Below are 23,931 nucleotides of genomic sequence, written 5' to 3' on the forward strand. Positions count from 1 at the left end.
TGGTAAAGAATAGTAAAATATGGTATAAAGTTTGTACTTTTGCAGTAACAGTACACACCACGCTACCCATTAGAACAGCGTCCCAGGGTGTGTCTTTTGCTTTATATACCTTCCTTTTGTTAAACAGTAATACCACTTTCTATGTTTAGCAAAAAACCAATTACCATACTACAACAGATTGCTCAATTACAAAAAAGAGGTCTGGAAATTACCAATGAACCATTGGCAGAAAAATACTTGACCAATATAAGTTACTACCGTCTTGGAGAATATTGGTATGTCATGCAAGCAGATAAAGAGCAACATATTTTTAAGCCCCATAGTAGATTTACAGATGTCGTAGCCTTATATAATTTTGATGCAGAATTACGCCTATTGTTATTTGATGTTATTGAAAAAATAGAAATCAGCTTACGAACCAAGCTCATTTACAATCTTTCACACGAAATAGACCCTTGGTGGTTCTGTAATTCAGAAATTTTTATTGATAGAATACAATTTACAAGAACACTGGCTAAAATTGAAGAAGAAATTACCAGGGCAAGAAGTAAGGATGTTACCATAAAAAACCATTTTAAAAAGCATAAAGATGATTTAAGATTTCCACCATCTTGGAAGAGTTTAGAACAAGTAAGTTTTGGGAACTTATCAAAACTGTATGGTAATTTAACACATAAGGTTAATTCTAAAGATAGCATTGCGCAAGAATTTGGAGCAGTTAACCATACCTATTTGCCAAGTTGGTTACAGTCTATTGCTCAAATTCGCAACTTTTGTGCACATCATTCAAGATTATGGAATAGAAACTTGCCAGGAACCGTAAAGCTATTACCCAAACCACCCAATCCTTGGATTAAAGATAATGAAAATATACCTAAACAACACGAGTTTAGTAAACTCTATGTACATATGTGTTTAATGAAATATTTACTGAACACAATACAACCTAACAATCAATTCACAACGCGATTAAATGATTTATTCGTTAAATACCCTAATGTAGACCCTAATGCATTAGGAATGAAGCCTAATTGGCAACACGAACCATTATGGCTTGATAAAAGATAGAATTTGTAAAGTGGTTAGTGTTTGTATAGATAAATCTAGTTCTTATTTATAATTGTTTGTTGTTTAATAAAACCGTTTGTTAGCGTTAGGGATTGTAGTGGAAATCCTTTTTGTAAGGCACGTTCAAAAAGATTGCAACGGAAAGCCCGACCCAAAGGGTAACGCCCAAATGTGTCAGGAAAATCCACCGCCAAAGTATTGCAGTTTTTTGTGAGCGTTTTAAAGTGGGGAGGCAGTAAAAAACGTTTGGGAATATACATGCCACTAATGGTATTATGCCAAAAAAAAGTAGTAGTTTTCCATGTTTTAAAATAAACCGGTTGTTTTGCAGTTATATGTTAATAAACAACTATTATAACGCTAGTAACCCAATATAATAACTAAATAGAATGAATAGTTTTTTGCTTTATATATGCTTGGTTTTTGCTTTTATTACTCCAACAAACCCAAAGCTTACGCTTACTGTAAATAATATTAAACCCATTCAGGGGCATATAGTTATTGCCGTTTTTAATACGGAAACTAATTTTTTGAAGGAGGAAGGCAGAATAAAAAAATATACCATGCCTGTAACTAAAAATACACAAGAGTTGGTAATTACCGATTTGCCTTATGGCGAATTTGCAATTTCTATTTACCATGATGAAAATTCCGATGGCGAGTTTAACAGAAACTATTTAGGTATTCCTAAGGAACCTTATGGGTTTTCCAATAATGTAAAACCGCGCTTTTCGGCGCCTAAATACAAGGACTGCAAGTTTTTGTTTAACGAAAACAAAACCCTTACCATAAACATGATTAATTAGTATAATTTTAGTACTTTGTTGGCTACTAATACTTTTTAAACAGACAATCACTATGGAAACATTATTTGTAAAAACTATTAAAGACGCCGTAAAACACTGGTATATTCCGTTTTTTGTGGGCTTATTTTTTGTAATTGTTAGCATTATTGCTTTTACATCGCCAGCAGGATCCTTACTTACCTTATCTATACTATTTGCCTTGTCGTTTTTATTTGGTGGCTTATCCGAAGTGGCTTTTGCACTGGTTAACCGCCGTCAATTACACAATTGGGGTTGGTCCTTGGCTTTTGGTATTATTACCTTTATTGTGGGCGTATCGCTTTTAACACATCCCGCTTTGTCTATTAGTGTTTTGGCCTTTTACATTGGTTTTATTGTGTTGTTTCGTTCTGTGGCAGCCATTAGTTTTGCTTTAGATTTGAAGCGTTATGGCACTAAAAACTGGGGCTTGCTTTTGGCTTTAGGAATTTTAGGTATTGTGTTTTCGTTTATACTTATTTGGAATCCCGTATTTGCTGGTTTAAGCATTGTTATTTTGGTAGCTTTAAGCTTTTTGTTTGCCGGATTGTTCAGCATGATTTTGGCCTTGCAGCTACGAAAATTACATACAGCTTCCAAAGGGATGTCTGCGGAGCTAGAAGCGCGTTACCACCAACTTATGGAGGATATTAAAAGCGAATGGGATAGCTAGTAGCACAATTTAAAATGGTATACTAACAGCCGTGGCATATTTACCCAAATGTGTCAGGGCTTTTTTAATGCCAAAAAACAAGGCTGTTTCTGTGCGTTTTGGTCTAAAACTGTAGGAATACATAGCTTGTTACGCGTATAAATTTAACCCTATAACACACGTTTCAATAAGTGGCCAAGAAGGGGTTATTATGCTAAAAATTTGTGCGGTTGTGTAACAAATGGTATCTTTATGCTTTTTCGGAAAATAGCCTCTTTTTTATAAAAAAAGCAATCATTAAAATCCCTGCTTTTGTCGTAAATATTCGTGTATGAAGGTATACCTGAATGGCGTTACGATGGGTTTTCCCTAACAATCTGGCCTGCACATACAGGCGTGGGAACATAAATAAACAGAGTGCTAATTCCTTTGCTACAGTATCGTAGCCTTTTTTACGAAAAATTTATTTATTAATTGGCTTGGTGTCTGTATTCCAGACAGGCAGGCCTAAAAGTATATATTATATGACAAACAAAAGAGTGGCAATAATTGGCGCAGGCCCAAGCGGACTAGCCCAATTACGAGCATTTGAAGCCGCAAAAAAGCAAGGATTAGAGGTGCCCGAAGTGGTGTGTTTTGAAAAACAAAGTAACTGGGGCGGTATGTGGAATTATTCTTGGCGTACAGGTGTAGGCAAGTATGGTGAACCGGTTCATGGAAGTATGTACAAATATTTGTGGTCCAATGGGCCAAAGGAGTGTTTGGAATTTTCCGATTATTCCTTTGATGAGCATTTTCAAAAACCCATTTCTTCTTACCCACCAAGGCCGGTTTTATTCGATTATATTCAGGGTCGCATAAAAAAAAGTAATGTGCGCGATTATATTCGTTTTAATACAACGGTGCGTTGGGTGAATTTCGACGAAGAGACGCAAAAGTTTAAAATAATTCTGGATAACTTAAAAATTGATAAAACCTATTCCGAAGAATTCGATTATTTGGTGGTAGCTTCTGGGCATTTTTCAACACCTAATATGCCTTATTTTGAAGGGATAGATCAGTTTCCTGGTCAGGTAATTCACGCCCATGATTTTAGGGGAGCCGATCCTTACAAAAATCTGGATTTGCTCATAATTGGCAGTAGCTACTCGGCTGAAGATATTGGTGTACAATGCCACAAACACGGCGCTAAATCTGTTACCTTAAGTTACCGAAGTAACCCAATTGGTGTTAATTGGCCAGATGGTATAAAAGAAGTGCCGCTGCTTAAATATTTTGATGGCGATGTGGCCCATTTTAAAGATGGTACCTCGCAGCGTTTTGATGCTGTTATTATGTGCACAGGCTATCAGCATAAATTTCCGTTCTTACCAGATGAAATGCGTTTAAAAACTAAAAATAATTTGTATCCAGATCATTTATATAAGGGTGTATTTTTTAACGATTTGCCCCAGCTTATATACCTTGGTATGCAGGATCAGTATTACACGTTTAATATGTTTGATGCACAAGCATGGGTGGCACGCGATTTTATGATGGATCGCTATCAAATACCAGCTAAAGGCGCGCGCCGTTTGGATATTAATAAATGGCTTATAGAAAACGAAAAATTGAAGTCTAGTTTTGATCACATCGATTTTCAAACCAACTATATAAAAGATTTGTTGGCCTTGTCAGATTATCCAGATTTTAATGTAGACAAGGTGGCGGTTATGTTTAAAGAGTGGATAAAAGATAAAGACGACAATATTTTAACCTATCGCGATAAAACTTTCCAAAGTGTGGTAACCGGTACCATGGCAGAAACCCACCATACCGAATGGATGGACGAGCTAGACGATAGTAAAGAGCGTTATTTATATCAAGAACAAGCCGAAGATATGCTTGAAGACACACTGGAAGAAGAACGCCTTTAAACCGTTTACAGCTAAAATTATAATTTTAAAACCTTGCAGCATACATTTATTTTGCAAGGTTTTTTTATTTTGTAACGTTTACATCCCAAAAAATAGTATTTTACAAACACTACAAGCTATACAGTATGGATTGGTCGTTTTTATGGGAAATAGCCTATGTGCTTTTTATTCTTTTTGTTATTGCACGTGTGTTGCAAGATACACGCAGTAGTACCAAAACGCTATCCTATATTCTGTTTATTATTTTCGTACCCATTTTAGGTGTTATTTTCTATTTTTCGGTGGGTACTAACTACCGAAAGCGCAAGCTGTATTCAAAAAAAATTGTAACCGACGAGGTGCTGCGTGAACGCATTAAAAAGCGCCTTAATGCTTACACCAAAGCCATTAGAAATTCGGGCTTAATTCCGCAAAAAAGCAATACATTGGTGGAGTTTATTAGGCGAGCAGGCAACAGTCCGTTAACAGCCAATAACGAAGTAAAACTGCTTATAAATGGCGAAGAAAAATTTCCGGAGTTATTGCAAGCGTTAGAAAAAGCTACAGACCACATTCATATTGAATATTATATTTATGAGAATGATATTACGGGAAATCAAATTGCCGATATTCTTATAAAAAAAGCCAAACAGGGTGTGGCTGTGCGTTTTATGTACGACGATTTTGGGAGTCATGGTTTGGGAAAAACCTTTATAAAAAAACTAGAAGATGCCGGCGTACAAACAGCACCGTTTTATAAAATTAAATGGTACGCCTTTGCCAACCGCATAAATTACAGAAATCACCGAAAAATAGTGGTTATAGACGGTATGGTGGGCTTTGTAGGTGGTATAAATATTAGCGACAAATACCGCAACGATTTACAGAATAACCAGCCCTTGTTTTGGCGCGATACCCATATAAAAATTACGGGACAAGCAACCGCATATTTGCAATACTTGTTTATGGGCGATTGGAATTTTTGTAGCCACAAAGCTTTTGCTTATTCTAACCGGTATTTTATTGATAGTACCCAGCAAGAACATATAGAAAACGAAGTGGTTCAGTTTGCAGCCTCTGGACCCGATAGCAAGCAACCGGTTATATTTTATGCGCTGCTGGAAGCAATAAGTTCTGCCAAAAAAAGTATTTACATAACAAGTCCGTATTTTATTCCAGACGAAAGTTTAATGGACGCCCTTATTATAGCAGTACAGGGCGGCTTGGATGTAAAAATTTTAATACCGGGCGTATCCGATTCAAAAATGGTAAATGCAGCAGCTAGCGCTTACTACACAGAATTACTGGCTGTAGGTGCTAAAATTTACAAATACAATAAGGGTTTTGTGCATGCCAAAACCATGGTTGTAGATAATGATTTGGCTGTTATAGGATCTGCTAACATGGATTACAGAAGTTTCGACTTAAACTTTGAAGTCAACGCCATGGTGTACAGCAAGAAAATAGCTGCACAGCTAACAAAGGTTTTTGAAACCGATTTAAGTCATGCAACTTTAATAGACGCCGAAGCGTGGCTAAACCGACCAAAATACATACACGTTTGGGAAAAAATGGTGCGCTTATTGTCGCCTTTCCTATAAATAAACAAGGGCTAAAACCACCCAAATAAAAGTAGTTTTAAATAAGGAAATGCGCTAATTGGTATTCAAATTTTCTTTGTTAATAGGAATACCGTACATTTAAGGTAACAGAAAACAGATTCAAAATAAAACAAATTATGGTAGAATCCTTACAACTTATAAAAGAAGCAATTTATGGCTATTGGCACGACTTTTTAGCAAGTGTACCCAAAATAATTGTAGCCATATTAATTGTTATTATAGGCTTTTTATTGGCTAATTTTATAGCGCGTTTGTTTAAAAAAGCCGTGCTTTTACGGGCGCAAGACCCGCTAATGATTAATTTTTTATCAAAAACAGTCAAATTAGGGGTGTTGGTTTTAATTATCATGCTGGCTTTAAAAGTGGCCGGCTTGGGTAGTATTGCTGCAGGTGTACTTACGGCGGCTGGTGCATCGGCTGTTATTATTGGCTTTGCTTTTAAAGATATTGGCGAAAACTTTATTTCGGGTATTATTCTATCTTTTAACCGCCCGTTTAATGTAAACGATACCGTTATGATTGATACCATTTTTGGTAAAGTGCAGTCGTTGGAGTTTCGGTATACCAAACTAAAAACCTTTGATGGTCGCGATGTGTATATACCCAATTCCGATATCATAAAAAAAGCTGTTTATAATTACACTGAAGACGGTTATTTCAGGTTGGACTTTATGGTGGGTATCGATTACGATGACGACATAGAAACTGCTAGAACGGTAATAATTGATGCCGTCAGAAATTCGGAAGGCGTAATTGAAGATGCCGAACACGAATGTGTGGTTGTAGTAGACTCCTTGGGGGTGAGTACCGTAAATTTAAAAATTTTGTTTTGGACCAAAACAAAAGAATACCGCAAACGCGCCCTAGAGGTTAAAAGCGCCGTGGTACGAAATGTAAAACAGGTTATAATAGAAAATGGCTTAAATATGCCTGCAGATATTACCGAAATTAAACTGTACGGTTCTCAAACAAGTATCCCGGTTACGGTAGATTATAATAAACTGGATAGCAAGCCTTAAAGCCTGCAAACCCATAGCCTTATAGTATGTTACAACCTAAAGGAGACCTGATTTTAGGCTAGGCACAGCATTTATTTTATGAATTCATTTTAAATTGTATCTTTGGAAGCGTCCTTTAAAACACTAAAAAAATGCTTGAAAATTTCTGGTTTAATGTAGAGTATGGTATCAACCACGTAATTGATATTAATGGCTACGATCATGTTCTGTTTTTAATAGTTCTAACAGTTGCTTATTTATTTAAAGACTGGAAACGCGTTTTAATTTTAGTATCTGTTTTTACCCTAGGGCATACCTTATCACTAATTTTAGCAGCCTACGGTGTGGTTAGCGTTAATGGGCAGTTGGTAGAATTTCTAATACCCATTTCAATTTTAATTGTGGCTTTATACAATGTGTTTACCGCTGGTAAAGGTGCGCAAAAAGAAAAAATTGGTGTACTGTTTTTTTCAACCTTATTCTTCGGGTTAATACACGGTTTAGGTTTTGCACGCGAATTTCAAATGATGATGGGCCAATCTGATAATAAATTGGCTACTTTAATTCAATTTGCATTGGGTATAGAAATAGCCCAAGTTATGATTGTGTTTGTCGTGCTTTTTTTAGGGTATATCATGCAAACTATTTTCCGTTTTTCCAAGCGCGATTGGATTATGGTTATCTCCGCCATTGTAGTTGGTTTGGTTATTCCCATGATTATGGAAAGCGATTATTTGGCTTAAAATAGGGTGTAACCTAAATTTTTCATAAATCTTTAACACTCAGGTTGTAATTAATTCGGGAAGCCCTTACCTTCGCAGTAAGTACGCATGCCAATGAATAAAGAAAAGCAACTTAAGTATGATAAGGCCTATTTACGCATGGCCACGGAATGGGGTAAGTTATCCTACTGCAAACGCAAGCAAGTAGGTGCCATTATTGTTAAAGACAGAATGATTATTTCCGACGGATACAATGGTACACCAACCGGTTTCGAAAATTTCTGCGAAGACGAGGCGGGCTATACCAAATGGTACGTACTTCATGCCGAGGCAAATGCCATTTTAAAGGTGGCGGCTTCTACCCAATCCTGTATGGGAGCTACACTGTATATTACACTATCTCCTTGCAAGGAATGCAGTAAGTTAATTCATCAGGCAGGCATAACCAGGGTAGTATACCAACATGCTTATAAAGATGATGCAGGCTTGCAATTTTTGAAAAAAGCCGGTATCGAATTACAATTAATAACAGACTTAACAAGTACCTAAATTGAAAAAGAAATATTTACCACTTTTTTTAGGCTGCGCCATGGCGGCAGGGATTTTTATTGGTGGAAAATTGAATTTTTCAGACAAATCGGATAGGATTTTTACGTCTAATAGCAAAAAAGAAAAGTTAAACCGACTAATAGATTATATAGACTACGAATACGTAGATGATGTAAATACCGATAGCATTGTAGATGTTACCGTAAATGGTATCTTAGAAAATCTGGACCCACACTCGGTGTATATTCCTAAAGGCGATATGCAGCGCGTTAGCGAAAATATGAAAGGAGATTTTGTAGGGATTGGGGTTAGTTTTTATACCTATAACGATACCATTACGGTTATTCGCGCTATTGAAGGAAGTCCTAGTGAAAAAGCAGGAATCCAAGGTGGCGACCGTATTTTAACAGCCAACGGCGATTCTCTTTACGGAAAAGATTTAAGCAATGCCGATATTGTTGGCAAACTAAAAGGCCCTTTAAATTCTGAAGTAAAACTAGAAGTATACCGAAAAGGTAATCCAGAGCTATTAGTGTTTCATGTTAAACGGGATCATATTCCCATTCCTAGTGTGGACGCAGCTTATATGCTAACCGAAACCTTAGGTTATGTAAAAATTAATCGCTTTGCAGAATCCACATTCAAAGAATTTAAAACCGAATTGAACACCCTTAAAGCAGTCGGCGTACAAGATTTGGTGCTAGATTTACGAGGCAACCCTGGTGGCTTTTTGGCTATGGCCGAAAAAATAGCCGATGAATTTTTGGAGGACAATAAACTAATATTGTTTACCAAAAATAAACGAGGTACCATTGAAAAAACCTACGCGACAAAAAAAGGCGATTTTGAACAGAGTGCCATTTACGTTTTAATAGATGAAAATTCGGCTTCGGCAAGCGAAATTGTTGCAGGTGCCTTACAAGATAACGATCGCGGAACCATTATTGGGCGCCGGTCCTACGGTAAAGGTTTGGTGCAACGCGAAATGAATTTGGGCGATGGTAGTGCCGTACGTTTAACTATTTCGCGCTATTACACGCCAACAGGCCGATCTATACAACGGCCGTACACCAATGGGAATAACGATTATTACGACGATTACTTTAACCGGTTAAGCAACGGAGAGTTTGTAGATCCTGATAAAATAGAAATAGCCGATTCGTTAAAATTTACTACACCAAAAGGCAAAATAGTATATGGTGGTGGCGGAATTATTCCCGATGTTTTTGTGCCACTAGATACAAGTATGGAAAACGAAACCCTAAACTTTCTGCAGCGCCGGGGTTTTGTAAGTAATTTTGTTTTTGAAGAACTTGAAAAAAACAGACAGGCTTACGATGCTTATACACGCCGCGATTTTATAGACAATTTTGTAATTACCGATGAATTTGTAATTGCCTTTCAGGACTATTTAAGCGCAAAAACAAATGCCAATATAACTTTTATAGCTTATACCGATGAGGTAAAACAATATATTAAGGCTACCTTGGCTTCACAACTGTACAGCAAAGGTGCTTATGAAGAAGTATTAAATAAAAGTGATATGATGATTAAAAAAGTATTGGAATTGGACGCACAAAAAAAAGAGCTGCCACAAGCTAACTAGTCTGTTTTAATATAACTTTAATTAACAATCCTTTTTGTAAGTTTTAGTGCAAAATAACTTACAGCTTGTCATGTATTTTTACATGTTGGCCATTATTCCATAAGGTTAAAATATCGGTAGCCACATGAGCACCACTTCCAGAAGCTATGGCAAACTGGCTGCGCCAACCAGCTAGCGTGCCTGCTACATACAAACCTTCGGTTACTACATGATTGTTGTTTTTTAACCAAATACGCTCTTTTTCAATTTTTGCACGTGGATGTGGTTCAATATAGTCCTCTAAACCTTTTATGGTCATTAAACTACCGTAACCAACCGCTATTACTACCAATTTACTTTGGTAAACACCTTTGTTGGTGTGTATTTCAAAGCCATTGTCATGTTTTGAAATGTTTTTAACCTTTTCGTTTTCTATACAGGTAACGTCCGGGTATAACGCCTGCAATTGTTCTTTGCCAGCTTGTAATAGGGCTTTGCCCGTTGTGCCAGGGGCCACACCCAATACGTTGTTAAACAAAGCCGTTTGCAAATGCGATGTTTTTTGATGCAAAATAATGCCTATACGTTTATTTGCTGCAAAAGGCTGTTTTTTTGCAGATCCTAACACCAGTGCACAGGACATTCCTGCAGCACCACCACCAACAACCAATACATCAAACATTAGGAAGCTTGTTTTGTTTTTTGCTCTATTTTTTTGGAAACCAGTAAAATTTGAAGCAATACCAGTGCGCAAAGCGACGCAAAAATGGTAATAATAGCTATGATGCTATCGTTCTCAAATGGTGCTGCAAAATCAATTTTTGTGGCATTAAATCCAATAAGCCCTAAAGCTATAACCGATAAAATAAGTGCAAGTATTTTCATGTGTACAGAGATTTTAAATACAGAACATATGGTATTAAAAAATTCAATAAGCTAAAGTACAATGTGTTATAAAGGCTTTAGTGTTTTATATGGTCTGTTTTTTTTATGGTTTTTTGTTAACTTCAACCAGATTACAAATTTAGGCCATTATTCGTAAAATTACATCATGATAATAACCAAAAGTTTAGCTATTTTTGCCTCATGTTTCAATTAGGAAAAACGATAGTTTCGGAGGATATAATCCAAAAGGATTTTGTTTGCAATTTGTCGGCATGTAAAGGTGCTTGCTGTATAGATGGCGACGCGGGCGCTCCACTGGAGGAAGAAGAAAGCCATATTTTAGAGGCTATTTATCCTAAAGTAAAACCCTTTTTACGGGAGGAGGGTATCGCGGCCATTGAGGCGCAAGGCACTTTTATAAAAACAGCCAATGGCGAACTGGAAACACCACTTATTAATGGCGCAGATTGCGTGTACGTTACTTTTAATGAAAAAGGTACGGCATTGTGCGGTATTGAAGAGGCCTATAATCAGGGCGCAATAGATTTTAAGAAGCCCGTTTCCTGCCATTTGTATCCCGTACGCGTAAAAGCATACAGTCAGTTTTCGGCTGTCAATTACGATAAATGGTACATTTGCGACGATGCCTGTACTTTGGGCAAAGAGCTTCAGGTGCCTATTTACAAATTTGTAAAGCAGGGCTTAATTCGAAAATTTGGAGAAGAATGGTATTCGCAATTGGAAAAAATTGCCGAAAAACAGGCCGATAACAAAAATTAGTCCATAGCTCTTTATTAAGAAGCGTTTTCTAAAAAAATATGTAAACCATTATAATTGGCTTTTGGGTTTTTCAACCTGAAAAGTATAAACCGCACACATTCTTTTTTTAAAATTCTATAAATGGCGCGGTAGGCATATTTTTAAAAGTCCGTTTCGTACAAAACCCAGTCTAATTTTTAGGCCTAATTTGTCATAAAATTACTGTTTTTAATCGCTGGTTTTTAAAATATTTATTGTATTGTCCCCGTTGTTTTTGTACTTCTAAAAAGTTGATTTGTAGTAAGCTATACAATTCATGGTGGCTAGCAGTTGGGACGTGGCGTAACCAGTGGTTTGTTAAAAACTTGTTGACAATCTTTGTGTAAATAGCTTTCAATATCAGGAACAATTTTTAATATTTGTTAGTCTCGTATCTCGTTAATTAATTCACAAAAAAACACTAAACATGTCTCAAATACCAGAACCAATACTTCAAGAAAATAAAGATCGCTTTGTTATTTTTCCTATCCAACACCACGACATCTGGGAGTGGTATAAAAAGTCGGAAGCCAGTTTTTGGACGGCAGAAGAGATAGATTTACACCAAGATTTATCAGACTGGAAAGATAAATTAAACGACGATGAGCGTTTTTTTATAAAACATATACTAGCTTTTTTTGCGGCAAGCGATGGTATAGTAAATGAGAATTTAGCAGAAAACTTTATAAATGAAGTCCAGTATTCTGAAGCTAAATTTTTCTATGGTTTTCAAATTATGATGGAAAATATTCACAGCGAAACATATTCGTTGTTAATAGACACCTATGTAAAAGATGAAACTGAAAAAGACCAGCTATTTAATGCTTTAGAGAACTTTCCAGCCATCCGGAAAAAAGCCGATTGGGCCTTAAAATGGATTGAATCGCCTAATTTTGGCGAACGCTTAATAGCCTTTGCTGCTGTAGAAGGTATTTTCTTTTCAGGTGCTTTTTGTTCTATATTTTGGTTGAAAAAACGCGGCCTCATGCCTGGCCTAACGTTTTCTAACGAATTAATTTCGCGCGATGAAGGTGTACATTGCGATTTTGCCGTGCATTTACACAACAATCATTTAGTAAACAAAGTACCTAAAGCACGTATTCGTGAAATTTTAATTGAAGCCTTAGATATTGAACGCGAATTTATTACCGAATCGCTGCCAGCTAGTTTAATTGGCATGAACGCCAAACTTATGGCACAGTATTTAGAATTTGTTACCGATAGACTTTTAAGCGAATTAGATTGCGAAAAAGAGTACAATACGGCTAATCCGTTCGATTTTATGGATATGATTTCCTTGCAAGGGAAAACAAACTTTTTTGAAAAACGGGTGTCTGAATATCAAAAAGCCGGCGTGTTAAATAAAGAGGAAGAGGAAGATAAATTTAGTTTCGACGCCGATTTCTAATCACACCCTCAAAATTAAGAATTAAAAAACTGCTGTATGGCGTTTAAACGCGCTGTACGGATGTTTCACAATACCGTTATGTTGTAAGTTTTTACTGGCAGCGTAGCACAAGCTAATTAATCCACATTCCTAAAAAGCTGTATTAGGAATACAAAACCGTTAAATGTATGTATGTAATTAAAAGAGATGGGCGGAAAGAGCCCATGATGTTCGATAAAATAACCGCAAGGGTTAGAAAATTATGCTACGGCCTTAATGAACTAGTAGATCCTGTAAAAGTAGCCATGCGTGTTATAGAGGGACTTTACGACGGCGTTACAACTAGCGAGCTAGATAATTTAGCAGCCGAAATTGCGGCCACCATGACTACCGCACATCCAGATTACGCGCGTTTAGCTGCACGTATTTCAGTGTCTAATTTGCATAAAAATACCAAAAAATCCTTTAGCGAGGTTATGCAGGATTTGTACGAATACGTTAACCCTAGAACTGGTAAAAAAGCACCCCTGTTATCCGATGAGGTATACCAAGTAATTATGGCCAACAAAGATGTTCTAGACTCCACAATAATTTATAATCGGGATTTTGGTTACGATTACTTTGGGTTTAAAACCCTAGAGCGTTCGTATTTGCTAAAATTAAATGGCAAAATTGCCGAAAGGCCACAACACATGCTTATGCGGGTGGCTATAGGAATTCATTTAAACGATTTAGATGCGGCGCTTGAAACCTACGAGCTCATGTCGAAAAAATATTTTACGCACGCCACACCAACTCTTTTTAACTCGGGCACTCCAAAGCCACAAATGTCGTCTTGCTTTTTATTAACCATGAAAGACGATAGCATTGAAGGTATTTACGACACCTTAAAACAAACCGCAAAAATATCGCAGTCGGCTGGCGGTATTGGTCTTGCTATTCATAATATCCGGGCAACAGGAAGTTATATTTCAGGAACCAACGGGACATCCAATGGTATTGTACCCATGTTAAAAGTATTTAACGATACGGCACGGTACGTGGACCAAGGTGGCGGTAAGCGTAAAGGTAGTTTTGCAATGTATTTGGAAACTTGGCACGCCGATATTTTTGATTTTCTAGACTTAAAGAAAAACCATGGTAAAGAAGAAATGCGCGCACGCGATTTGTTTTATGCTATGTGGATTTCCGACTTGTTTATGAGGCGCGTTCAAGAAGACGGGACATGGACCTTAATGTGTCCAAACGAATGTCCTGGTTTGGATGAAGTGCACAGTGCGGAATTTGAAGCTTTATATTTAAAATATGAATCGGAAGGAAAAGGACGAAAAACCATAAAGGCGCGCGAGCTTTGGGAAAAAATTCTGGAATCGCAAATAGAAACCGGCACGCCATACATGCTTTATAAGGATGCTGCCAACCGGAAGTCTAATCAGAAAAATTTAGGTACTATTCGGTCGTCAAATTTGTGCACCGAAATTATGGAATATACCTCGCCAGATGAGGTAGCTGTGTGTAATTTGGCATCTATTGCCTTGCCTATGTTTATAAAAAATGGCGAATTTGACCACCAGCAGTTATATAAAATTACAAAACGCGTTACTAAAAACTTAAACCGTGTAATTGATAGAAATTATTACCCGGTAATAGAAGCGGAAAACTCCAATCTACGCCACAGGCCAATAGGTTTAGGAGTGCAAGGTTTAGCAGATACCTTTATAAAATTACGCATGCCTTTTACCAGCGATGAGGCTAAAAAGTTAAATCAGGAAATTTTCGAAACCTTATATTTTGCAGCCGTTACAGCGAGTATGGAAGAAGCAATGGCCGATGGTCCTTATCAAACATACCAAGGATCGCCTATTAGCAATGGCGAATTCCAACACAATTTGTGGGGTGTTAAGGATGAAGAATTAAGTGGCCGTTGGGATTGGGCTAAATTACGAGAAGCTGTAAAAAAACATGGCGTTAGAAATTCGTTATTAGTGGCACCTATGCCAACCGCAAGTACCTCGCAAATATTGGGCAATAATGAGTGTTTTGAGCCATATACATCCAATATTTACACACGACGCGTATTGTCTGGCGAATTTATTGTTGTTAACAAGCATTTACTAGAGGATTTAGTTGCATTAGGGTTGTGGAACGACAGTTTAAAGCAAGATATTATGAGAGCTAACGGCTCTATTCAAAATATTGAAGGCATTCCGCAAGATATAAAAGAGCTGTACAAAACAGTTTGGGAGTTAAGTATGAAAGATATAATTGATATGTCCAGACACCGCGGCTACTTCATAGATCAATCGCAATCCTTAAACTTATTTATGGAAGGTGCTACTATGTCCAAATTAACATCTATGCATTTTTACGCTTGGAAAAGCGGCTTAAAAACGGGTATGTATTACTTACGAACAAAAAGTGCAGTAGATGCCATTAAGTTTACACTGGATAATAAGAAAAAAGCCAAAGCAACACCCCAAGCAGTGCCCGAAACAACTTCGGTTACCACACAGCAGCAGCAAGCAGCTAAAACAGCTTCAAAATTTGCTCAAACACAAGCTAAGGATGCAGCAGAACCTTTATCGGCCGAGGAAATGAAAGCACTTATTGCGCAGGCAAAGGAGGCAGAAGGAGACGATTGCCTTATGTGTGGATCTTAATTGGACAGTACATTTAAGAGTTAATACAAAAAAAAGCACCCTATAATAAGGTGCTTTTTTTTTGGCTTTAAACGGGTAATTGTTGTTTTAAAAGAATGCCATTTTTACAGGTTAAAACAGAAAACGCATCTTCTGTTAAGAAAGATGCGTTTTTGTATTTAACCTTATGAAGTGTGCTTATTCATCAGCTTCCGGCACTGTTGCGGGCTCCACAGAGCTGTCGTGCGCTTGATGGTACTCTTCTAATAAATTCATAGTAGCATTTAAAAGGTCTTTGGTTTCTAATAAAATGCTAAAATACAAAGTCGTGTTTTTAGGACTAGACTCTTCGGTTCGTGTACGCTCAACTTGCTTTTGAATTTTATCGGTTACTACCTTAATAATTTCTTGTTTTTTGCTTAAAATAGTACCTATTTCTTCAAACGAGCGCGAATCGAATGCCGCTTTAGTGTTTTCAAATAAACGCTCAAAACGCTCGTCAACTTCCTTTAACTCCTTAATCTGACTAAATTTCAGTTTTTTGTGGTTGTTGTTTACATGTTTATGGCTCACTTTCGAAATATATTCTAAAGACTGGGTAATATCCTGTAAATATCCTAACACGTTTATGTAAAAATTACTAGCAGCCACACTGGATTCGTCCAAGTTTTTTATAAAATAGAAAATATTATCGCGTAATTCCTCTATTTCGTTACCAAGTTTTACCACTTGCTTTTTATTCTTTTTAAGCAAGGATAAATCTTGTTTGGCTAAACCATTAATGGCGTTGGTGTAAATTCGGTTGCCACGTTTTATAACGTTTGCAATATTATTAGTGCTTTCGTAAATAACACCTTGTATAGAACTACTTTCTGCACGTGTTAGGCTATCTTCGGCCTTCAGTTCTTTCGATTTTTTACTGTGCGAAATATAGTTACGTACTAATAAAATAGTAGCCAATAACAAGAGTACAGGCACCATAATTGTTACATTCCAATTAAGTAAATAGGCTATGGTGGCAGCGGCAAAAAAGGCAATAAACGCGGTAAAAAACCATCCGCCAATAACGTTTAAAACACCAGCTACACGGTAAACAGCGCTTTCGGCACCCCAGGCCCTATCGGCCAACGAGGTACCCATGGCTACCATAAACGTAACATAGGTTGTGGATAGCGGTAACTTCATAGATGTTGCAATGGAAATTAAAACCGCAGCAACCATTAAGTTAACCGCAGCACGCACCAAGTCGAATGCGGGAAGTTCGTAAGTTTTATCTTTTTTAAGAGTTAAAACAGGTACTTCAAATTGTTTATCAATTTTTTTCTGCCATGATTCTGGTAAAATGTAAGAGGACATTTGGGAGGCTAACACCGCAAAACGCACAAAGCTACGCGATAAGAAATTAGGTTGAAAACGTTCTTTTGTTTCTCCTTGACTGGACAAATCTAATGAGGTTTTTACCACGTCTTTAGCTTTGCTAGAAAACCATAAGGTAACCACCATAATTAAGCCTGCTGCTACCAGCAAAATGGTAGGTGTAGCCACTTTATCGGCTAAAAAGCCCATACTAAAAGCATCTGCCGCAACACCAGAGGCAGCCCATGTGGAGTAGGACAGCCACCCAGCAATAGGCACCCCAATAAAGTTAACCAAATCGTTACCAGCAAAAGCTAAAGCCAAAGCAAAGGTTCCTACTAAAATAATAAGTTTGTATATATTGGTTTTTAGTAAGCTAATGGCCAAATAAGCTATAGCAGACCAAATAATCAGACTTATTAAAAGAATGAGGCCTAACTGCTGTTCTAAAAATTCGTTTATGGTAATCCCATTTAAAAAGGCATAAGTGTTATCGGCAAAGGCGGTTCCTTTTAAACCTTTTATAAAAATAAAATACGTAATAGAGGATAATGCAAAGCCGCCAAATAAGGCTCCTACCCAATTGGCTTTTTTCTCGAAATTATACGATAGTAAAAGTCTTGCTACCCATTGCACGGCAGCACCAATTGTAAAGGCCACAATAACCGAGAGGAGGATACCAAAAATTATTTCGGTGGCTTTAGAGGTGTTTATGTAATTAATTAAATCTGTAAAACTGCCTCCCGCACTGCCAATTTTAATTAAAGACATTGCAACAGAGGCACCAAGTAATTCGAATACAATGGAAACTGTTGTAGATGTGGGCATGCCAACAGAATTGAAAAAGTCCAATAACAGAATATCCGTAATCATGACCGCCATAAAAATGATCATAATTTCATTAAACATGAATTCTTCGGGGTTAAAAATACCTTTTCGGGCAACTTCCATCATGCCACTAGAAAACACAGCTCCTACAGCCACACCTACACTGGCAACAATCATTATTGTTCTAAAGGAGATAGCTTTGGAGCCAATAGCGGAATTCAAAAAATTTACCGCATCATTACTTACGCCTACTACCAAATCAGCAACTGCTAAAACGGCCAAGGCCACAATCATTAATAAGTATATATTATCCATATTTTAATTTAAAATAGTTTGCAAATATCCGTAGTGTTTGGTTTTGTAATGTTACCTAAATGTTAACTTTTGGTTAATTTGCCTATTTTTTGAACACAGCTTTTTTGTAAAATACTCATATAAAAAGGATTATAAATTTACAATAAGCGCTTTGTTCATAAAAAAGACGCTTAAACAACCTATTAGGTATTTAGCGTCTTTTTTAGAGGGGAAATATGTTCTGCACGGGCTATTCCAGCGTCCAGTTGGCGCCCCAAACAGCATAATTTGTTTGTGTAGCGTTGGAGATTCCTGTTAAAAAATCGGTTTCAGAAAACGCAACTTGTGTATCGTTCTGGACGTACTGTGTGACGTCTACAAAACTCACGTTGGTAACATGTAAGTGGCCATTAATTACACCGTTACCGGTAGGGTTGTTTCCTAGGTCGCCATCCAAATCAAACCCTTCACCGTAGCCCTGAATGTAAATATTATTGAAAATACCTTGTGTTCCTGCTCGTAATCGAACGGCTTCGCTATCGGGATTGCTTTCGGTGCCTAAACCAATTATTGTTACATGGCTTACATTTGGTTTGGAGTAATAGCCAGCAGCATTGCTAAAATCGGTGTTATAGCCATCAGCTTCAATTGCTTTATCGTGCTGTGCGCCTTGCTTTATATAGGCATCGGTAATACTGCCGGTGTAACCTTCCGTCCAGTCTATGGAATCGTCTTGAGCATTGATAACCGACACATAGCGAACATTTACGGTACCGCCAAAAAACTCAACACCATCGTCTTTGCCTTCATAAGCTTGAATATATTCTACGGTGGTACCGCTCCCAACACCATAAAACGAAAAGCCGTTATTTTCCGATTGTCCATCGGCAGCACCTCCAGAATAAGCCACACGCACGTAGCGTAAAACTCCTGATGAATCGTTGGATGCGGTACCACCATATGGTAAGCTAGCTATTTCGGAGGTGGCGGTGGCACTGCCTGTAACCGAATTAATAGGCGCTTTGCCCAAAATAATAAGGCCGCCCCAATCTCCAGCTTTTGGTAAATTAGCATTGGATGTTAATACTACAGGATTATTGGGCGTGCCGGTTGCCGTAATTTTGGCGCCTTGCGATATGGCAATATATACCTCGGCACCGGTTGCTTCAGCATAAATGGTTACACCTTCGGGGATAATTAAATTGGTGCCGGTAGCCATAATAACCGGGCCGTTAATGGTGTAACAGGTAAAGGGCTCTAATTCTAAATCGCTGGTATATACGGCTGCTAAAATGGTAGTGCAATCTGTAGTGGTGTTATTACCGCTCGTATTATTTGTTACGCTGTTATCGGTAATATAAATAGTTGCGGTGTCGTCTGTGGCGCATGAAAAAAGTGCGCTTAATAGTAGAATTCCTACTAGGTGAATTGTTTTCATAATTAAGTGGTGTTATTATTTTTGTATTATTAAGTTTTATGGTTTTAAAAACGATAGTTTAGGTCCAAGCCTAATTCTAGGCCGCGTTTATAGTCTGTAATTCCTTTGCCATTGGCCGAATTTACTAGCACATTACCTAGCGTGGTTTCCCTGTAATATTGTATCCTAGGATTTAAAATGTTTAATACACTAATGGTAATGTCCAGATTGTTTTTAATGGTATTTTTCCAGATAACATTTAGCGTGGGTACACCTTTCTCTATTACATTGCCTAATTGGCCAGAACCTAATGCATCAATTCTGTCTGCGAAATATGAAAACACCAGGTTGGCAGTTGGCTTGTAATTTTTGAATTGTGGTGAATAACTAATGTCGGCGTTTAGTAATAATGGAGAAGCACCTTGAAGCGCATCAGAAGTTTTATTAAAACTAACATCGTAATAATTGCCGTCAATTTTTGTATCTAAATCCTGTTTGGTATGCATGTAGCTGGCGTTAAAGCCGGTAGATAAAATTTTATTAGCGTTATTATTGGTAAGTATATTTTTTCTGAACTCTAATTCTATGCCATAAACAGATGCTTTTTTTCCGGTTCTAAAATAGCGTTGGGTGCCTGTTGCATCCGCACTTACAACCAAATTTATGGGGTCTTTAATTGTTTTAGCGAAGGCTGCAACCGATAAGAGTTCGCCTTTACCAAAAAACCATTCGTAGTGTAAATCTAGATTGTATATTTTAGAATAGCCCTTGTTTAGTAGGTCTGGATTTCCACCAACGCGAACCGAAATATCTTCATACACAAACGGCGCGACTTCTTTAAATTCTGGTAAGGATGCTGTTTTACTGGCAGAAAATCGTAAGTTCTGGTTGTCGCTTATGCCATACTTTACCTGTAAACTTGGCAACAGCAGTTTATTTTCTGAAGAAACAAGGCCTTGGCCCTGTAAGCCTAAATTAATAACGTGGAAATCAATATCCTGCTTAATGCTTTCCGCTCGAATACCAGGTATAAATAGCCATTTGGAACCTACTAATATTTCAGCATGTGCATACGCAGCAAAGACGCTATTAGTACCTTGGTAAGTGTTTTCTGGAAGTCCAGGCATATTGGTTGTGCCAAAACCTGGAATGGGTTTAATAACCTTAATTTGGTAAATACCACCATCATTTTCGGAAATATGAAGGTTGTTTAATGTGAAAATACTGTTCAGATTATGCACATCGGTAACAGGATAATTGATATCGGAAATAGCATAACCATAACGTATGTTGTTAAAGTCGCGAACTTTTTGTTTGCCATTAAAACCCATATGTATAGTAGTTTGTTCATTGGCTTGGTAGGCTAAATTTATCTGACCGTTGTAGGCGGTGTCGGTAATGTTTTGAAAGTAACGTTGGTTATCAAAATCGACGTTGTTGTAGAACGTAGGATTGGTATTGGGATTATCATCTAAAGCCAACTGATAATTCTCTAGGCTTATACGTTTTCTGTCTGGTTGATGGGCGCGAACATAATTATATCCAAAACCCCAGTTTACTTTAAACTTCTGAAATATATGCTGACCTAGTAATTGATTAACCAGCATTTTGGTCTGGTCAAATTGCGCATTCATTTGATAGAAGCCTGCATCTGTATTTCGGATGGCATCGCGGTTTTTGCCATTGCCATTAATACCAAAATAGCCTACAACATCGGCGGTACTATTAATAAAAATGCCATTGTAGGTAAGTGTGTTGTTTGGTGTAATTTTGTAATTAGCAGTTGCTAAACCGGTTGTTGTTGTGGTGTATTCGTAGGCCTCTGCGCTGTTTTGGAACGCTTTTTTCTCAACCAATGTGTAATCTCGGGTGGTGCCTTGGCGGTATTGGAAAGCATTTTTAAACGATGCGGTGGCGAAAATATGCAATCGGGATTGGTTTTTAAATTGAAAGCTTTTACCTGCGGTAAGACTATAGTTGGTGTTTATGGGGGTTCCTGCGCTTACCGGATCTATACCATGCGATAACACGACCGCAAAGGGGTTGTGCCTGTAGCGATTGTAATATCCAAAATGGCCAGTGCCTTCGCTTTTTACGAAGTTTTTAGTTACCGCGTTGGTGTTAAATCCGCTGCTTACACCTACATTTAAAAGCGATGTTCCCTTGAAGTCCTTCGAATTTATATTAATATTTCCCGCTGAAAAATCGCCGTAAAATCCAACAGCATATGCTTTACTTACAGAAATATTTTTAATGATGTTGGATGAAAATAAGCTCAAGTCGATGTTCTTTTCATCCACATTGTTGGAAGGCAAGGGTAACCCGTTTAAGGTGGTATTTAAATACCTATCGCCTAAACCTCTAACATATACCGCGCTAGAACCTTCCTGTTTAGATATACCGGATATTTTTGTAACAGCTCCAGCAGCAGTACTAACACCTTTTCGGGCTAATTCGTTAGCACCAATATGTTGTTTCATAACCAGGGCATTTTTTTGTTGTAATAATAAGGCTACCTCGCTTTCGCGTTTGTTGCTGCTGCTTATTAAAACTTCTTCTAACACCGAAGCACTTGGTGCCATTTCTATGGTTACTTTGGTTGTTTCTCCAGATTTTACAAGAACTGGAATTTGTTGGGTTTCATAGCCTAGAAAGCTATAAACTACGGTGTAGTTTCCGGGTGATAAATTAGTTAACTGGTACACACCGTTCATGTTTGAAGTGGTACCTTGGTTGGTACCTTCAATATAAACGTTTACAAAAGGTAGCGGTTCTAAATTATAGGCTTTATCGGTAATGTTTCCGCTAATAGTACCAGTTTGCTGTGCAAATGCCAGAGTAGTAGTAAGTAGGAGTAGCTTTAGCAATGTGTATTTCATCTGTTTGGTTCCATTATTTTATGCCGCAAAGAAATTGTTTGTATGTTACCTAAGCGTTAAACGCATATTAAAGCTATGTCATAAAAACATTACCTAAATGTTACCAGATTTTCCAAATAATGTAATGGGTAGCCTGTTTACTAGCCTCAAAAAATACTATCTTGCAGACCTATAAATTTGGCTATGAACTGGGAACAACTATTATCATTAAAGCGTTTTGGCGACAGTAATAAACGTTTACGAAAGGAGCAAGATGAAACCCGTATTGGTTTTGAAGTGGATTACGATCGGATTATTTTTTCTTCAGAATTTAGAAGTTTACAGGACAAAACACAGGTTATTCCTTTATCTCAAACCGATTTTGTACACACACGCTTAACCCATAGTTTAGAGGTGAGTGTTGTAGGCAGAACTTTGGGGCGGTTAGCCGGAAAAAAACTGATTGAAAAATATCCGCATCTTCAAGAAATTCATGGCTATCAGCCAAACGATTTTGGAGCTATTGTGGCTGCTGCTGCCTTGGCACACGATATTGGTAATCCGCCTTTTGGGCACTCCGGAGAAAAAGCAATAGGTGAATTTTTTAAATCTGGAAACGGAAAAACATATGCTGGGCAATTAACACCTAAAGAATACCAGGATTTATGCGATTTTGAAGGAAATGCCAACGGCTTTAAAATTTTAACGGAAAGTCGTTTAGGACGTCCTGGTGGCCTGCGTTTAAGTTACGCTACTTTGGGAGCCTTCACAAAATATCCGAAGGAGTCATTACCCAAAAAACCAACCAGCCATATAGCCGATAAGAAATATGGTTTTTTTCAGGATAATAAAGCAGCGTTTCAAGATATCGCATCCGAACTTGGCTTAATTTCTCGAGGCGCCAACCAGGATACAAGTTACGCCAGACATCCGCTAACATTTTTAGTAGAAGCGGCAGACGATATTTGCTACACCATAATAGATTTTGAAGACGGTATTAATTTAGGCCTCATTCAAGAGGAATTTGCATTGGAGTATTTAATTAAGTTGGTTAAAAGCCGAATTCAAACGCATACTTATAACCAGTTGGCAAGTACTCAAGACCGCATTAGTTATTTAAGAGCTTTGGCTATTAATACACTTATAAACGAAGCGGTGCAGATATTTATTGAAAATGAAGAAGCTATTTTAAAGAATACGTTCCAAACCGCTCTTTTAGATAAAAGTTCATACCAGGCACAGATTAACGATATTATAAATATTAGTATTAGCAAGGTGTACCAGTCCAAGGAAGTTGTAGAGAAGGAAATATTGGGCTATCGTGTAATAAATACCTTATTAGATACTTATGTATCTGCTATTAATAATGAATACAATGGGACGGCATCTAATTACGATAATCTTATTTTAAATACCTTACCAGATACTGTAATCACGCAGGAGTCGGAAATTTATAAACGTTTGTTAGGCGTGTGTAATTTTGTGGCTTCCTTGTCGGATAGTCGAGCAATTTTAATTTACAAAAAAATAAAAGGGATTGCTTTTTAGTAAAAA

Annotated in this window: 18 protein-coding genes; 13 read left to right on the forward strand and 5 right to left on the reverse strand. The window is 37.4% G+C overall.

Going from position 1 to position 23,931, the window contains the following annotated elements; translation table 11 throughout:
* The first annotated feature begins 141 nt into the window (after window positions 1-141).
* From ACFSQP_RS07690 to ACFSQP_RS07730, 9 genes are all read left to right on the forward strand, one after another.
* A complete protein-coding gene (locus ACFSQP_RS07690; RefSeq protein WP_376893058.1) occupies window positions 142-1,068 on the forward strand; it encodes an Abi family protein in 927 nt (308 codons plus the stop codon).
* Between the two features lie 389 nt (window positions 1,069-1,457).
* Window positions 1,458-1,874 carry a DUF2141 domain-containing protein gene (locus tag ACFSQP_RS07695; RefSeq protein WP_376893060.1) on the forward strand — a complete coding sequence of 139 codons (417 nt, stop codon included), beginning with the start codon at window positions 1,458-1,460 and terminating at the stop codon, window positions 1,872-1,874.
* Between the two features lie 52 nt (window positions 1,875-1,926).
* Window positions 1,927-2,565: an HdeD family acid-resistance protein gene (locus ACFSQP_RS07700; protein ID WP_376893062.1), complete on the forward strand. Its 639-nt coding sequence runs from the start codon at window positions 1,927-1,929 to the stop codon at window positions 2,563-2,565.
* Window positions 2,566-3,068: 503 nt separating this feature from the next.
* The gene (locus ACFSQP_RS07705; protein WP_376893064.1) at window positions 3,069-4,460 is read left to right on the forward strand and encodes a flavin-containing monooxygenase; all 1,392 of its coding nucleotides are present in this window, start codon (window positions 3,069-3,071) and stop codon (window positions 4,458-4,460) included.
* Between the two features lie 125 nt (window positions 4,461-4,585).
* Window positions 4,586-6,040 (forward strand): cardiolipin synthase, encoded by a 1,455-nt coding sequence (cls, locus tag ACFSQP_RS07710; protein ID WP_376893066.1) that lies wholly within the window; start codon window positions 4,586-4,588, stop codon window positions 6,038-6,040.
* A 137-nt stretch (window positions 6,041-6,177) separates the two neighbouring features.
* A complete protein-coding gene (locus ACFSQP_RS07715) occupies window positions 6,178-7,080 on the forward strand; it encodes a mechanosensitive ion channel family protein (RefSeq protein ID WP_376893068.1) in 903 nt (300 codons plus the stop codon).
* A gap of 131 nt (window positions 7,081-7,211) precedes the next feature.
* Entirely contained in the window at window positions 7,212-7,802 is a 591-nt protein-coding gene (locus ACFSQP_RS07720; RefSeq protein ID WP_376893070.1) for a HupE/UreJ family protein, read from the forward strand.
* Between the two features lie 93 nt (window positions 7,803-7,895).
* Complete coding sequence (locus ACFSQP_RS07725) at window positions 7,896-8,330, forward strand: deoxycytidylate deaminase (protein WP_376893072.1); 435 nt, start codon at window positions 7,896-7,898, stop codon at window positions 8,328-8,330.
* Between the two features lie 40 nt (window positions 8,331-8,370).
* A complete protein-coding gene (locus tag ACFSQP_RS07730) occupies window positions 8,371-9,936 on the forward strand; it encodes a S41 family peptidase (RefSeq protein WP_376893209.1) in 1,566 nt (521 codons plus the stop codon).
* A gap of 58 nt (window positions 9,937-9,994) precedes the next feature.
* On the opposite strand, the gene ACFSQP_RS07735 is transcribed toward ACFSQP_RS07730, so the two are convergent.
* Window positions 9,995-10,597: an NAD(P)-binding domain-containing protein gene (locus ACFSQP_RS07735; RefSeq protein ID WP_376893074.1), complete on the reverse strand. Its 603-nt coding sequence runs from the start codon at window positions 10,595-10,597 to the stop codon at window positions 9,995-9,997.
* Window positions 10,597-10,800, reverse strand: a complete 204-nt coding sequence (locus ACFSQP_RS07740) for a hypothetical protein (RefSeq protein WP_376893076.1) — start codon at window positions 10,798-10,800, stop codon at window positions 10,597-10,599. The genes ACFSQP_RS07735 and ACFSQP_RS07740 overlap by 1 nt, the downstream gene beginning before the upstream one ends.
* 201 nt (window positions 10,801-11,001) lie before the next feature.
* Between ACFSQP_RS07740 and ACFSQP_RS07745 the strand changes: the two genes are divergently transcribed.
* From ACFSQP_RS07745 to ACFSQP_RS07755, 3 genes are all read left to right on the forward strand, one after another.
* On the forward strand, window positions 11,002-11,580 hold the full coding sequence (locus ACFSQP_RS07745) for a DUF3109 family protein (RefSeq protein WP_376893078.1): 579 nt from the start codon (window positions 11,002-11,004) through the stop codon (window positions 11,578-11,580).
* Between the two features lie 445 nt (window positions 11,581-12,025).
* On the forward strand, window positions 12,026-13,006 hold the full coding sequence (locus tag ACFSQP_RS07750) for a ribonucleotide-diphosphate reductase subunit beta (protein WP_376893081.1): 981 nt from the start codon (window positions 12,026-12,028) through the stop codon (window positions 13,004-13,006).
* Window positions 13,007-13,173: 167 nt separating this feature from the next.
* On the forward strand, window positions 13,174-15,645 hold the full coding sequence (locus ACFSQP_RS07755; protein WP_376893083.1) for a ribonucleoside-diphosphate reductase subunit alpha: 2,472 nt from the start codon (window positions 13,174-13,176) through the stop codon (window positions 15,643-15,645).
* 177 nt (window positions 15,646-15,822) lie between these two features.
* Here the strand turns inward: ACFSQP_RS07755 and ACFSQP_RS07760 are convergent, their stop codons facing one another.
* The 3 genes from ACFSQP_RS07760 to ACFSQP_RS07770 all read right to left on the reverse strand — a co-directional run bounded on the left by ACFSQP_RS07760 (window position 15,823) and on the right by ACFSQP_RS07770 (window position 22,398).
* Window positions 15,823-18,123: an inorganic phosphate transporter gene (locus ACFSQP_RS07760; RefSeq protein ID WP_376893086.1), complete on the reverse strand. Its 2,301-nt coding sequence runs from the start codon at window positions 18,121-18,123 to the stop codon at window positions 15,823-15,825.
* A gap of 229 nt (window positions 18,124-18,352) precedes the next feature.
* The gene (locus tag ACFSQP_RS07765) at window positions 18,353-19,540 is read right to left on the reverse strand and encodes a multidrug transporter (RefSeq protein ID WP_376893088.1); all 1,188 of its coding nucleotides are present in this window, start codon (window positions 19,538-19,540) and stop codon (window positions 18,353-18,355) included.
* Between the two features lie 44 nt (window positions 19,541-19,584).
* Window positions 19,585-22,398, reverse strand: a complete 2,814-nt coding sequence (locus ACFSQP_RS07770; protein ID WP_376893091.1) for a TonB-dependent receptor — start codon at window positions 22,396-22,398, stop codon at window positions 19,585-19,587.
* A 183-nt stretch (window positions 22,399-22,581) separates the two neighbouring features.
* Between ACFSQP_RS07770 and ACFSQP_RS07775 the strand changes: the two genes are divergently transcribed.
* Window positions 22,582-23,925: a deoxyguanosinetriphosphate triphosphohydrolase gene (locus tag ACFSQP_RS07775; protein ID WP_376893093.1), complete on the forward strand. Its 1,344-nt coding sequence runs from the start codon at window positions 22,582-22,584 to the stop codon at window positions 23,923-23,925.
* Window positions 23,926-23,931 lie beyond the last annotated feature (6 nt).

The sequence above is a fragment of the Bizionia sediminis genome (assembly GCF_042684585.1).
In the GTDB taxonomy this organism is placed as follows: domain Bacteria; phylum Bacteroidota; class Bacteroidia; order Flavobacteriales; family Flavobacteriaceae; genus Algorimicrobium; species Algorimicrobium sediminis.